The 14,988-nt window shown below is 39.7% G+C and carries 11 protein-coding genes; 3 read left to right on the forward strand and 8 right to left on the reverse strand.

Going from position 1 to position 14,988, the window contains the following annotated elements; genetic code table 11:
• Positions 1-983: 983 nt before the first annotated feature.
• Entirely contained in the window at positions 984-1,916 is a 933-nt protein-coding gene (locus ABD005_RS12305) for a hypothetical protein (protein ID WP_343817754.1), read from the forward strand.
• Between the two features lie 139 nt (positions 1,917-2,055).
• On the opposite strand, the gene sucD is transcribed toward ABD005_RS12305, so the two are convergent.
• The 8 genes from sucD to sdhC all read right to left on the reverse strand — a co-directional run bounded on the left by sucD (position 2,056) and on the right by sdhC (position 12,034).
• Positions 2,056-2,928, reverse strand: coding sequence for a succinate--CoA ligase subunit alpha (sucD, locus tag ABD005_RS12310; RefSeq protein ID WP_343817756.1), 873 nt, complete (start codon positions 2,926-2,928; stop codon positions 2,056-2,058).
• Positions 2,928-4,094, reverse strand: coding sequence for an ADP-forming succinate--CoA ligase subunit beta (gene sucC, locus ABD005_RS12315; RefSeq protein WP_215979061.1), 1,167 nt, complete (start codon positions 4,092-4,094; stop codon positions 2,928-2,930). The genes sucD and sucC overlap by 1 nt, the downstream gene beginning before the upstream one ends.
• Positions 4,095-4,282: 188 nt before the next feature.
• Complete coding sequence (gene odhB, locus ABD005_RS12320) at positions 4,283-5,767, reverse strand: 2-oxoglutarate dehydrogenase complex dihydrolipoyllysine-residue succinyltransferase (RefSeq protein WP_343817758.1); 1,485 nt, start codon at positions 5,765-5,767, stop codon at positions 4,283-4,285.
• Positions 5,768-5,843: 76 nt separating this feature from the next.
• Positions 5,844-8,648 carry a 2-oxoglutarate dehydrogenase E1 component gene (locus ABD005_RS12325; RefSeq protein ID WP_215979059.1) on the reverse strand — a complete coding sequence of 935 codons (2,805 nt, stop codon included), beginning with the start codon at positions 8,646-8,648 and terminating at the stop codon, positions 5,844-5,846.
• A 184-nt stretch (positions 8,649-8,832) separates the two neighbouring features.
• On the reverse strand, positions 8,833-9,540 hold the full coding sequence (locus tag ABD005_RS12330; protein ID WP_215979058.1) for a succinate dehydrogenase iron-sulfur subunit: 708 nt from the start codon (positions 9,538-9,540) through the stop codon (positions 8,833-8,835).
• Positions 9,541-9,551: 11 nt separating this feature from the next.
• Positions 9,552-11,318: a succinate dehydrogenase flavoprotein subunit gene (gene sdhA, locus ABD005_RS12335; protein WP_215979057.1), complete on the reverse strand. Its 1,767-nt coding sequence runs from the start codon at positions 11,316-11,318 to the stop codon at positions 9,552-9,554.
• Entirely contained in the window at positions 11,319-11,666 is a 348-nt protein-coding gene (sdhD, locus tag ABD005_RS12340) for a succinate dehydrogenase, hydrophobic membrane anchor protein (protein ID WP_215979056.1), read from the reverse strand.
• Positions 11,660-12,034, reverse strand: coding sequence for a succinate dehydrogenase, cytochrome b556 subunit (gene sdhC, locus ABD005_RS12345; protein WP_215979055.1), 375 nt, complete (start codon positions 12,032-12,034; stop codon positions 11,660-11,662). The genes sdhD and sdhC overlap by 7 nt, the downstream gene beginning before the upstream one ends.
• Positions 12,035-12,581: 547 nt before the next feature.
• On the opposite strand from sdhC, the gene ABD005_RS12350 reads away from it, so the two are divergent.
• On the forward strand, positions 12,582-13,868 hold the full coding sequence (locus tag ABD005_RS12350) for a citrate synthase (RefSeq protein ID WP_215979054.1): 1,287 nt from the start codon (positions 12,582-12,584) through the stop codon (positions 13,866-13,868).
• A gap of 298 nt (positions 13,869-14,166) precedes the next feature.
• The gene (tcdA, locus tag ABD005_RS12355; RefSeq protein ID WP_343817761.1) at positions 14,167-14,976 is read left to right on the forward strand and encodes a tRNA cyclic N6-threonylcarbamoyladenosine(37) synthase TcdA; all 810 of its coding nucleotides are present in this window, start codon (positions 14,167-14,169) and stop codon (positions 14,974-14,976) included.
• Positions 14,977-14,988: the final 12 nt, after the last annotated feature.

A 14,988-nucleotide genomic window follows, 5' to 3' on the forward strand; every position in this document is an offset into this window, starting at 1 on the left:
TAGCCATTTTGAGTTTACAGTCAATACCTGCCGATATTCGTCCATGAAAAGTGGCAGTCTTCGCCATCCATGGCTCAGCTTGACTGACACTTTTTTCAAAATAGCGATTCATTCACTGAGATGGGTTCAGAGAGTTTGTGACACGGTACTCTCCTGTTAACTAAACACATCGCTCTTTGCTCGAACAAAAAATAATTTTCTCTAATATTCCCCCACCCTATCAACACGCACCAAGTCTGCTTGAATCAAGTGCCGAAATGAAAGGCAATATTCACGTATGTTCATCATGACGTTGCATTGGCTCGAGATAAAACAATGGCTTGAGTTTATTTCTCTGTCTGGCGTCGCGGTGGCGACTCCACCCAAAGGGACACTGCCTCCGGCGTCCCCTTGGAACCCCACGGAGCACCAGCTCAGTGAAAACATGAATAGCCATTTTGAGTTTACAGTCAATACCTGCCGATATTCGTCCATGAAAAGCGGCAGTCTTCGCCATCCATGGCTCAGCTTGACTGACACTTTTTTCAAAATAGCGATTCATTCACTGAGATGGGTTCAGAGAGTTTGTGACACGGTACTCTCCTGCTAACTAAACACATAGCTCTTTGCTCGAACAAAAAATAATTTTCTCTAATATTCCCCCACCCTATCAACACGCGCCAAGTCTGCTTGAATCAAGTGCCGAAATGAAAGGCAATATTCACGTATGTTCATCATGGATGATGAACAAAGCGATGTAGGGCATGGATGCCCGTTCAGCGCTGTTACGTCGAAAATATTGCCTTGAATGGAGGACTACACTTGATTAGCAGCTCCGAGGGAGTCCAGAGGGATGCCGGAGGCAGTATCCCTTTGGGTGCCGTCGCCACCGCGACAATAATATCAAGCACTCCTGCATAGCTGTATACTTAGACAGTATTAACAGAAAAGTCTTTATGTGGGAATATGTTACAAAGAGATATGTATTAACAGGATGTATTCAAATGGAAGCTATAAGTAAACTTGAACTTCACTATTACTTCAATGATGACAGCCATGATATTGACGCGATCACAAGAAATAAATGTGAAGCTGAAATGTTAGCTATAGTTTATGAAGTCGCAACAATACTTGATATCAAGACACAACTCGTAGCAGAAATTCCGCTCGAGGGGGGATTTCGAGATAAGTGGAAAGCTCTGGGTGAAAATTCCCCACAACTTCAAGTAATATTAATGACTGTTGGCTTGTTAACGACCATATATTTTACTTATGACCCAGAGAGTAATGCCAGAAAGAAAGAGCTTGAACAATTGCAAATTCAGGAGTTAAAACTCAAGCTAAAGCAATTAAAAGCAAAGGATAACATAGAAGAGATAGCCCAAATTACAGCTAACAAAATCTCAAAGAACCTAAAAATTATCAAACGAAAATCGAACCTTTATACACACTTGAATAACAACTCTAGGATTGAGAAAGTTAGCATCAACGTTCTCGATAGCTCTAACATCCCTCTGCACAAAGAAACTGTTATAAACAGACAAGTTTTTAGAGAGTTCATATTAAGTACGAATAAATTAAGAGCTGAAGAAGATGATAATGCACAAATTGAACTAATTTCACCGGTACTAAAAGATGGAAACTATAAATGGAAAGGTATATATAAAGATCAAACAATTAGTTTTAATATGTATGATCAAAAGTTTAAAGAGTCCATATTTATAGATGGACTAAACTTTCATGCAGGAACAAGTATTATATGTGTTTTACGGATTAGGAGGGAATTAGATGAAATCGGTGAAGTTAAAATAAAAGGCTACTCTGTTCCGACAGTTATAGAGGTTCTAAATGGTCAAAGTCCACATGAAACTACACAGGGCAAAGCACACCGACACGCAAAATCCATGTATGACAATCAATCTGACCTTTTTTCATAAAGCTTCATTTTAAGTCAAAAACTAATTACCGAATAGTCTTTAATTCTAGAATATTATCAATTTCAAAAAACAAAAAACCCGCTAGATAGCGGGTTTTTATTAACCTTTAAAAGTATAACAGTTTGCAATCAAAAGCTGATTACCAACCCGTTTTTTCTTTAAGTGCTACACCGATATCAGCTAAAGAACGAACAGTTTTAACACCAGCCGCTTCTAATGCTGCAAATTTCTCATCAGCTGTACCTTTACCACCAGCGATAATCGCGCCAGCGTGACCCATACGCTTACCTTCTGGTGCAGTAACACCAGCAATGTAAGAAACAACAGGCTTAGTAACGTTAGCTTTGATGTATTCCGCAGCTTCTTCTTCAGCAGTACCACCAATTTCACCAATCATTACGATTGCTTCAGTTTGTGGATCGTTTTGGAACATTTCTAAAACGTCAATGAAGTTAGTACCTGGGATAGGGTCACCACCAATACCTACACAAGTAGATTGGCCGAAACCTGCGTCAGTAGTTTGTTTAACGGCTTCGTACGTAAGCGTACCAGAACGTGAAACAATACCAACTTTACCTGGTAAATGGATGTGACCTGGCATGATACCAATCTTAGTTTCGCCTGGTGTGATAACACCTGGACAGTTAGGACCAATCATGCGAACGCCAGTTTGCTCAAGCTTAACTTTAACGTCAACCATATCTAAAGTTGGGATACCTTCAGTGATAGTTACGATAAGCTCGATGCCAGCATCGATAGCTTCTAAAATAGCGTCTTTACAGAACGGAGCTGGAACGTAGATAACTGTTGCTGTTGCGCCAGTTGCTTCTACTGCTTCACGTACTGTGTTAAATACTGGTAAACCAAGGTGAGTTTGACCACCTTTGCCTGGTGATACGCCACCAACCATTTGTGTACCGTAATCAATAGCTTGCTCTGAGTGGAAAGTACCTTGACCACCAGTGAAACCTTGACAGATTACTTTAGTATCTTTGTTAATTAATACAGACATTATTTGCCCTCCGCAGCGGCAACAACTTTAAGTGCTGCATCAGTTAATGATTCTGCAGCGATGATGTTAACATCTGAAGATGCTAATACTTCACGGCCTGCTTCAGCGTTAGTACCTTCTAAACGTACTACAACTGGAACTTTAACGCCTACTTCTTTAACAGCAGCGATAATACCTTCAGCAATCATGTCACAACGAACAATACCACCAAAGATGTTAACTAAAACAGCTTTAACGTTGTTGTCAGAAAGGATGATTTTGAATGCTTCAGCAACACGTTCTTTAGTAGCACCACCACCAACATCAAGGAAGTTAGCTGGCTTGCCGCCGTGTAAATTAACGATATCCATAGTACCCATTGCTAGGCCTGCACCGTTAACCATACAACCAACGTTACCATCTAATGCTACGTAGTTAAGTTCCCACTGTGCAGCATGTGCTTCACGTTCATCTTCTTGAGATGGATCGTGCATAGCGCGGATTTTTGGTTGACGGTATAAAGCATTACCATCGATACCAATTTTACCGTCTAAACAGTGAAGGTTACCTTCATCAGTAATAACTAATGGGTTGATTTCTAATAACGCGAAATCGAAATCGTTGAACATTTTACCAAGACCCATAAAGATCTTAACAAATTGCTTCATTTGAGTAGGGTTTAAACCAAGTTTGAAACCAAGCTCACGTGCTTGGTAAGCTTGTGGACCAACAAGTGGATCAACTTCAGCTTTGTGAATTAACTCTGGAGTTTCTTCAGCAATCTTCTCAATGTCAACGCCGCCTTCAGTAGACGCCATGAATACTACTTTACGACTTGCGCGGTCAACAACTGCGCCAAGGTATAATTCGTTAGCAATATCTGTACAGCTTTCAACTAAAATTTTAGCAACTGGCTGACCGTTCTCATCTGTTTGATAAGTAACTAAGTTCTTACCTAACCAGTTTTGAGCGAATGCTTTGATTTCGTCTTTAGTTTTAACTAGCTTAACACCGCCAGCTTTACCGCGACCACCAGCGTGTACTTGAGTTTTAACAACCCACATATTGCCACCGATTTTATCAGCCGCTTCTGCAGCTTCTTGAGGTGTATCGCAAGCGAAACCTTCAGAAACTGGTAAACCATATTCAGCGAATAATTGTTTCGCTTGATACTCATGCAAATTCATGGTGTTTTATCCATTTATCTGTAAATGATGACTGCTTTTATTTTTATCTTTCGTCTTTAAAAGACAAAACTAAAGAACAGCCTGTGAAAAGTTTCTCGATTATAGTACAAAAGCTCTAGTGACGGTAGTCAAAAGAGCTAATACTCTAGCCGACTAACTATGTTTTTTTGTATCGATAACTAACTAGCTTATATATCTAAAAGTAAACGAGCCGGATCTTCTAACAATTCTTTAATTGTTACTAAGAAACCAACAGACTCTTTACCATCAATCAAACGGTGATCGTAAGATAATGCTAAGTACATCATAGGTAAAATTTCTACTTTACCGTCAACAGCCATTGGGCGGTCTTGTATTTTGTGCATACCTAAAATTGCAGCTTGTGGTAAGTTAAGAATTGGCGTTGATAATAATGAACCAAATACACCACCGTTAGTAATAGTGAAATTACCGCCAGTCATATCAGCCATTGATAATTTACCGTCACGACCTTTAATCGCTAAATCGCGAATACCGTTTTCAACACCTGCCATGCTTAGTTGATCAGCATCACGTAATACTGGTGTAACTAAACCACGTGGCGTAGATACCGCAATAGAGATGTCAAAGAAGTTGTGATAAACAATATCATCACCATCAATTGATGCATTTACTGCTGGGTAACGTTTAAGCGCTTCAGTTACCGCTTTTACGTAGAAAGACATAAAACCTAAACGTGTATCATGGGTTTTCTCAAATAAATCTTTATATTGAGCACGTAAATCCATAATAGGTTTCATGTTTACTTCGTTAAACGTCGTTAACATGGCAGTTGAGTTTTTCGCTTCAAGTAAACGTGTTGCGATTGTTTTACGTAAGCGTGTCATAGGAACACGTTTTTGAGTACGCTCGCCTAGCTCTTGCGCTGCTGGTGCAGCAACAGGTGCTGCAGCTGGAGCTGCTTTTGGCTTGTTAGCAGCGGCTTCAACGTCTTCTTTAGAAATACGACCGCCCTTGCCTGTGCCGGTAACGTCAGCAGCTGTTAGGCCTTTTTCAGTCATTAAACGACGCACTGATGGGCTAGCAAGTTCGTCTGAGCTTACCGCGTCTTCAATAGGTGCAGCGGTAGCTGCACTACCAGCACTTGCACCTGCGTTTAATTCACCAATTTTTTGTGCACCTAATACCGTATCGCCTTCAGCATGGATAATTTTGCCGATTACGCCATTATCTTGAGCAACAACTTCTAACACAACTTTGTCAGTTTCAATATCAACTAAGTGTTGATCAACGCTCACTGTATCGCCTTCTGCAACATGCCAAGTCGCTACTGTTGCATCAGCAACTGACTCAGGCAATACTGGAACAACAATGTCGATAACCGCTGTTGCAGAACTTGCTTTTTCAGCTGAAGCACTTTTTTCTTCAGCTGAGGCTGCTGGAGCTTCTGCTGCATCACCAGCTGAGAAAGTACCAATAACTTGATCACCTAATACGGTTGCGCCTTCTGCTTGGCTAATATCAGTTAATACGCCGTCGCTTGTTGCAGGTACTTCAAGTACTACTTTATCAGTTTCAATATCAACTAATACTTGATCACGCGTAAATTTTTCACCTACTTGTACATGCCAAGTAGCAACTGTTGCATCAGCAACTGATTCTGGTAATACCGGAACTTTGATTTCGGTTGTCATTATTTTTAATTCCTTACAAACTGTCTTTGCACTATATGCACTAAGTGCGCTAATAAATTAGCGCAATAAGAATAAGTTAATCTAATGTTAACGCTTGAGTAACAAGCGCCTGTTGCTCTTTCACATGGACTGACATATAACCCACCGCTGGTGCTGCAGAAGCTTGACGACCAGCGTAAGTTAAATAAGTACCTTCAGGGATAGCCGCTCTAAAATGGTGCTGCGAACAATACCAAGCACCTTGGTTTTGTGGCTCTTCCTGACACCAAACAAATTGCTTAACATGCTGGTATTCTTTTAATACCGCTTGTAGCTCTTGCTCAGGGAACGGGTATAACTGTTCAATACGTACAATCGCAATATTGTTCAGCTCATTTTTACGACGCTGCTCAAGTAATTCGTAGTAAACTTTACCACTACAGAATACCACACGTTCTACTGCGCTTGAGTCAAGCTCATCGACTTCACCAATAACATTATGGAACACGCCCGTAGATAGCTCTTCTAATGAAGAAACCGCTAATGGGTGACGTAATAATGACTTAGGTGACATCACCACTAATGGACGACGCATTGGACGAACCACTTGACGACGAAGCATGTTAAATACTTGCGCTGGTGTTGATGGTACACAAACTTGCATATTATGATCAGCACACAGTTGCAAGAAACGCTCTAAGCGTGCAGATGAATGCTCTGGACCTTGACCTTCATAGCCATGTGGTAACAACATAGTTAAGCCACATAAGCGACCCCACTTTTGTTCACCTGAGCTAATGAATTGATCAAATACCACTTGTGCACAGTTAGCAAAGTCACCAAACTGGGCTTCCCAAATAGTTAAACCTGCCGGCTCTGCCGTAGTGTAGCCATATTCAAAGGCTAATACTGACACTTCTGATAACACTGAGTCATGTACGTTAAATGGCCCTTGCCCTTCACGAATATTTTGCAGTGGCAAATAAGTACTTGCATCAGTTTGGTTATGTAATACCGCATGACGATGGAAAAATGTACCACGACCCGCATCTTGCCCCGTAATACGAACTCGCTCTCCAGCATCAACAATTGAAGCATAAGCGATATTTTCAGCCATACCCCAATCAAGTAGTTTTTCACCTGTTGCCATTTTCATGCGATCATCATAGATCTTTTTAACACGCGAATGTACTGGATGTGTTTCTGGGTAAGTTGATACTTTTGTTGCTAACTCTTTTAATTTTTCTAAAGAGATTTCTTTTTTGTAATCATCATCCCACTCGTGACCTAAGTAAGGTGTCCAATCAACAGAGTGCTGTGTCATTGGGCGCCATTGCTCAACGGTACATTGACCTTCATCAAGCAACTTACGGTAGTAAGCTGTTAACTCATCAATTTTTGCTTTATTTAACGCGCCTTCAGCGGCTAGCTTATCAGCATAAAGTTGACGTGGAGTCGGATGTTTTTTAACAATTTTATACATTAATGGCTGTGTTGCACTAGGCTCGTCAGCTTCATTATGTCCGTGACGACGGTAACAAACTAAGTCAATAACTACATCACGTTTGAATTCATTTCGGTAATCTAATGCAATTTGCGTTGCTAAAATTACGGCTTCAGGATCATCACCATTAACATGAAGAATTGGTGCCTGTACCATTTTAGCAATTTCAGTACAGTACTCACCACTACGAGTATCTTCTTGATTTGATGTTGTAAAACCAACTTGGTTATTCACAACAATACGGATTGTACCGCCTACTTTAAATGCACGTGCTTGTGACATATTAAAGGTTTCTTGTACAACACCTTGCCCAGCAATCGCCGAGTCACCGTGAATGGTAACAGGTAATACTAAATCACCTTGATTACAATTACGTCTATCAAGGCGAGCACGAACGCTACCAATAACCACAGGATTAACAATTTCTAAATGAGATGGATTAAAGGCTAAGGCTAAATGAACATTACCGCCAGGGGTAACAAAATCAGACGAATAACCTTGGTGATATTTAACGTCACCAGAGCCTAAGATTTCATCGTGTTTACCGCCAAACTCATCAAATAATTTAGATGGGTTTTTACCCATAACATTAACTAATACGTTTAAACGGCCACGGTGAGCCATACCCATTACAACTTCTTTAGTACCTGCAGCACCTGCGCGAGTAATTAACTCTTTAAGCATAGGCACAAGTGCATCGCCACCTTCAAGAGAGAAGCGCTTTGCACCAGGGAATTTAGCACCAAGGTATTTTTCTAAACCATCAGCAGCAATAAGGCCTTTAAGTAACTCAGTTTTTTCATCAACAGAAAGTTGTGCTTTTGACTGTACCGACTCAAGACGTTGTTGTAACCAACGCTTTTCATCTGTTGACGTCATGTGCATATATTCAGCGCCGATAGAGCCACAGTATGTAGCTTTCAATGCTTTAAATAAGTCACCTAACTTCATAGTTTCTTCGCCACTTGCGAATGAACCTACGTTGTACTCTTTGTCAAAGTCGTTTTCTGATAAGTCATGATGAGCAAGTTGTAAATCACGTACTTTGTCGCGTTGCCAAAAACCTAATGGATCTAAGTTGGCGTTTTGATGACCGCGAAATCTAAAAGCGTTGATAAGTTGTAAAACTTTAACTTGCTTAGCGTCACCTCCTCCAGAAATAATAACTTGTTTACTTTGCTGTTTAGCTAGCACCTTAAACTCGTCACGAATAGCGGAGTGGCGGTATTCCACTTCACTACCTTCTACTTTAGGAAGTTGACTAAAAATTTCTTGCCATTCTGCTGATACAGAGGCTGAATTATCTAGGTATGATTCGTACAATTCTTCAATATAAGCGATGTTGCCACCGTTTAAATGGGAAGACTCTAACCAAGCCTTCATTACACCTTCTGGCATTGCCCTGTTCCTATGCTGGGTTGAAGCAATTAAAAAATATAATTGTTTGATAAATATACCAAACGATTACCCTAAAAAATAAAATAACAGAGTAGCTACTATAAAGTAAATACTCTGTTTATTCTGTCATATAATTTAATCAAGTAAACTAGACTAAAGCACTATTTAGTCTAGTTAATTGTTACTAAACTGCGCGATTTAGTAACATTGATTTAATATGACCAATAGCTTTAGTTGGGTTTAGCCCTTTTGGACAAACATCAACACAGTTCATAATGCCATGACAGCGAAATACGCTGTAAGCATCTTGTAAGCCATCTAAACGTTCTTCTGTTGCGGTATCACGACTATCAATTAAGAAGCGATACGCATGTAATAAACCAGCTGGGCCAATGAACTTATCTGGATTCCACCAAAATGATGGGCAAGATGTTGAACAACAAGCACATAAAATACATTCATAAAGACCATCTAATTTTTCACGATCTTCAATAGATTGTATATTTTCACGAGCTGCAGGTTGAGCATCGTTGATCAAGTATGGCTTAATTTTTTCATATTGTTGATAAAATTGTGTCATATCAATAATCAAGTCACGTACTACCGGTAAACCAGGTAAAGGACGTAAAACAATTTTACTCGCCTTTAATTCTGATAAAGGTGTGATACATGCTAAACCATTTTTACCGTTCATATTTAAGCCGTCTGAGCCACAAACACCTTCACGACATGAACGACGGAACGATAACGTAGAGTCTTGTTCTTTAAGAAGAATAAGCGCATCAAGTACCATAAGATCAGAGCCATCTGGCACTTCTAGCTCGTAGTCTTTCATGTAAGGCGCATTATCAACGTCTGGGTTATAACGGTAAATTGAAAATACCTGTTTCATTGCAATGCTCCTTAGTATACGCGGGCTTTCGGTGGGAAAGCTTCACGGTGAATGGGTTTCATATTAACATCACGTTTTGTCATCTCTTCTGTATTAGGAGAGTAGATTGAGTGACATAGCCAATTATCATCATCACGTTCAGTAAAGTCTTGACGTGCATGTGCACCTCGAGATTCTGTACGGAAGTTTGCCGCTTTTGCTGAACAAAAAGCAGTTTCCATTAAGTTGTCTAATTCTAAACACTCAATGCGTTGAGTATTAAACTCTGATGATTTATCGTCTAAACGTGCATTTTGTAAACGTTCACGAATTTCCGTTAGCTCTTTCATGCCTTGCGCCATGGCTTCGCCTTCACGGAATACTGAGAAGTTAAGTTGCATACATTGTTGTAAATCTTTACGAATTTGAACAGGGTCTTCACCTGACGTAGAAGATTCCCAACGCTGTGTACGTGCTAAAGCAGCTTCTAAGTCAGATTCTGAGGCATCAACACCTGACTGTGTTTCATTAAGGTATTGACCTAAGAAATTACCTGCTGCACGACCAAATACCACTAAATCAAGTAACGAGTTACCGCCTAAACGGTTAGCACCATGTACTGATACACAAGCGATTTCACCAACAGCAAATAAGCCATCAACAATAGTTTCTGTGCCGTCTGCTGCAATATTAATTGCTTGACCATTAACATTACAAGGTACACCACCCATTTGGTAGTGACAGGTTGGAATAACAGGAATTGGCTCTTGAACTGGATCAACGTGAGCAAATGTTCTTGATAAATCACAAACACCTGGTAAACGTTTTTCTAAGGTTTCTTTACCTAAGTGATCTAACTTAAGCTTGATATGTGGACCCCAAGGACCGTCACAGCCGCGACCTTCACGAATTTCAGTCATCATTGAACGAGCAACAACATCACGACCCGCTAAATCTTTAGCATTTGGCGCATAACGCTCCATGAAGCGTTCACCATCTTTATTCAGAAGGTAACCACCTTCACCACGACAACCTTCGGTAACTAATACACCAGCACCAGCAATACCTGTTGGGTGGAACTGCCACATTTCCATGTCTTGCATTTGAATGCCAGCACGTAGTGACATACCAACACCGTCACCGGTGTTAATATGAGCATTAGTCGTTGATGCGAAAATACGACCAGCCCCACCAGTAGCTAATACCGTTGCGCGCGCTTTAAAATAAACAATTTCACCTGTTTCAATACAAATAGCCGTTGCACCAACAACCGCACCATCACTATTTTTAACTAGGTCTAAGGCATACCATTCGCTGTATACGTTAGTTTTGTTTTTTACGTTTTGTTGATATAAACAATGGAGTAACGCGTGACCTGTACGGTCGGCTGCAGCGGCAGTACGCGCGGCTTGTTCGCCACCAAAGTTTTTAGATTGTCCACCGAAAGGGCGTTGATAAATTTTGCCCTCTTCGGTACGAGAGAATGGTAAACCCATTTTCTCTAATTCAATAATAGACTCAGGGCCAGTCTTACACATATATTCAATAGCGTCTTGGTCACCGATATAATCGCTGCCTTTAACGGTATCGTACATGTGTTGTTCCCAATGATCTTCATGAGCATTACCTAATGCAACGGTAATACCACCCTGTGCAGATACTGTATGAGAACGAGTTGGAAATACTTTAGAAATCAAGGCACACGATTTACCTGATTCTGAAATTGCTAATGCAGCACGCATACCCGCGCCACCTGCGCCAATAACAATGGCGTCAAATTCTCTAATTGGAACGCTCACTTATACACCCCACACAATTAATAAGCCAAATACTAAGTAGGCTAATAAAGTCGCTGAAAATACAAATTGTAATGCTGCACGTAAAAATGCAGATTTCACGTAATCAGATAACACTTGCCATACCCCAATGCGGGCGTGCGTAAGTAGTGCTAATAACGCAAAAATTGTTGCTACTTTCACAATGGTACAAGCAAAAAAGCTCTGCCATACATCAAAAGTAACACTCGGTGTTACAACAAAAAATCCAGCTAATAATAAGGTATATAGTGCAAGAATGATGGCACTAGCTCTTAGCAGAATAAAATCATGTACGCCGTTTCGGCCTACAGATGCGACGACGTTTACCATAACCAAACTCCTATTACTGCTGATACTACTAACCAAAGAAAGATCACTAACTTCGCGGTAGCATTGCCAGAACTTAACTCTTCAAATTTACCTAAATCCATAAACAAGTGACGAACACCCGCTAATAAGTGGTAAGTTAAAGCAGAAAGACAGCCAAAAATAATAAACTTAAAGAAGATGCCATCAAGGTAACCTTGAATTTGTGCAAATCCTTCAGCAGAGGAAAGAGAGATTGATAAGGTCCACAATAGGATACCGATAGCAAACACCATTATCATACCGGAAATACGGTGAAGAATAGAGGCCTTTGCCGCTGGGTGCATCTTTATTGTAGTTAGATCTATGTTTACAGGACGTTGTTTTTTCACAATTATTGCCTAAAGAGCCCGAAAGCCTTCAACTTTTATTATTGTTACTCATGAATTATCTTTGTTAATTAGGCTAATAACAATCAAAACAAACAAAAATAATTCCCGAAGCGAACGGTAACTACCCATTATTGACTTTATACGCAGTGCACCAATTCGCACACAAGTCTAACCAACTTTATAGTTCTATTCTAGTTAGACTTTGTATTAAGTTTTAAATATAGACAAAGAAAATACAATCGCTTATCTATTTTTGAAATAGCTACAGAACGTAGAGATTATATAGTCGATAACGGTTAATTACAATTTTCCTTATGACTAAAATTAAATGCTGTTTTTTTAACCTAAAGATCGAACTGTGTTAAACTTTAGTATAATTACTCTTACATTCCAAATACATTTCAGGGTAGAATGTCGGCAGTTTAAAAACCCAAGAAACATCCAAAGCTAGCTATACTATTCTCTATCCTATACTTGGGAGTGTAGGAATATCTGACTTATAGCTAGTAAATGAATTACAAATTATAATTAATAGGGGAAGAACATTATGGCTGACTCAAAAGCCTCTCTGAGTATTGATGGCAAAGAAATTGGAGAATTTCCAATTTTAAAAGGTACTGCTGGTACTGACGTAATTGATATTAGAACTTTAGGTAGTAATGGCTATTTCACCTATGATCCGGGCTTTCTAGCTACGGCATCTTGTGAATCAGCAATCACCTTTATTGATGGCGGCAAAGGTATTCTTCAGCATCGCGGTTATCCAATTGATACCCTTGCTAAACAAGCTGACTACCTTGAAGTTTGTTACATCTTATTAAACGGTCAAGCACCAACTCAAGCTGAATACGACGAATTTAAAACCACAATCACTACACATACTATGGTTCATGAAAAGCTCGTGCATTTCTTCCATGGCTTCTTACCAGATGCGCATCCAATGGCGATGGTTTGTGGTGTTGTTGGTGCTATGTCATCTTTTTATCACAGTGACTTAGATATTACCGACCCTGCACAACGCAAACGTAGTGCACATCGTTTAATTGCTAAAATGCCAACTATTTCAGCGATGGCTTATAAATATAGTGTTGGTCAACCTTTCGTTTATCCGCGTAATGACTTAAGTTATGCAGAAAACTTTTTACACATGATGTTCTCTGTACCAGCAGAAGAGTATGTAGTAAGCCCTACTATTGCCAATGCAATGGATAGAATATTTACATTACATGCTGATCATGAACAAAATGCTTCAACGTCAACAGTACGTTTAGCTGGCTCTTCAGGTGCTAACCCTTATGCATGTATTGCAGCCGGTGTTGCCTCATTATGGGGTCCAGCACACGGTGGTGCTAACGAAGCTTGTTTAACCATGCTTGAAAAGATCGGTAGCTTAGACCGTGTTGATGAATTTGTTGCCAAAGCAAAAGATAAGAACGACCCGTTCCGTTTAATGGGCTTTGGTCATCGTGTTTATAAAAACTTTGATCCTCGCGCAACGGTTATGCGTGAAACGTGTCATGAAGTACTAAAAGAGTTAGGTATTAAAGATCCACTACTTGATGTTGCTATGGCATTAGAGAAAGTAGCGCTTGAAGACCCATACTTCATTGAGAAAAAACTTTACCCTAATGTAGATTTCTACTCAGGTATTATCTTAAAAGCTATTGGCATCCCAACAAGCATGTTCACTGTAATTTTTGCTATGTCTCGTACCGTTGGTTGGATTGCTCACTGGGATGAAATGTTATCTCAGCCTGGTCAAAAAATTGGTCGTCCTCGTCAAAAATATACTGGCGACATTAACCGTGAATTTGTTCCTATTAGCGAAAGATAATAGCGAATTCGTTCTTAAAAAAGCAGCGTAAGCTGCTTTTTTTATGGTTGTAATTTAATAAATATAAGCAATAACCGCGAGTTTGCATAACCAACATAGATAGCCATTATTCAACAATAAAATATTAACTGTCACATTCATTCATAAAATAATCCCTAAAATAATATTTGTTACTTTTTTCACATAAACAATGGCTCTTAAATTTAATTTATATCTCTGTTGTTAATCGTTATAATGGCGAAAATTTACGGTGCAATACCGTGTTATTCATTATTATCAACTCAAGTTATTCAAAAATATGTCTGATTACTCTTTAAGATTTGGTGGCATTGCCCGCCTTTATGGTGAACAAGGTGCCCGTATTATCGAGCAAGCTCACTGCTGCGTTATTGGTATTGGTGGTGTAGGCTCATGGGTTGCTGAGTCATTAGCGCGTAACGGTATTGGTCAAATCACCCTTATCGATCTTGATGATGTGTGTATTTCAAATATTAATCGGCAACTGCATGCATTAAACAACACCATTGGACACAGTAAAGTTGAAGTAATGGCTGAGCGCATTCGACAAATTAACCCAGATTGTCAGGTTAATATTATTGAAGATTTTGTCACTGAAGATAATTTAAGTGAATTAATGTCTAACGCCTTTGACTATGTCATCGATGCTATTGACTCCGTTAATATTAAAACTCGTTTAATTGCTTATTGTAAGCGCCATAAAAAGCCTATTATTACCATTGGTGGCGCTGGCGGCCAGATAGACCCGAGTAAAATTACAGTAACCGATTTAAGTAAAACTTATCAAGACCCATTACTCGCTAAAGTTAAAAATCAATTACGCCGTGAGTTTAACTTTCCCCGAAGTGATGCTAAACGAACCAAATTTGCTATTGATGCGGTATTTTCAACAGAGCAGCTTCGTTATCCTAGCTCTGCTCCTGAAAGTAGTGGTGAAGTTTGTTTGGCAAAACCCGATCAAAGCGCAGAGACTAGTTCAATGCGATTAGATTGTCGCACTGGATTTGGAGCAACCAGTCATGTTACCGCCACTTTTGCATTTTTTGCGGTTGCACGTGTAATTGATAAATTATTGATTAAGAAAGGTTAACGTTAAAGGCAT

Source organism: Colwellia asteriadis, assembly GCF_039523295.1.
GTDB classification, from domain to species: Bacteria; Pseudomonadota; Gammaproteobacteria; order Enterobacterales; family Alteromonadaceae; genus Colwellia; species Colwellia asteriadis.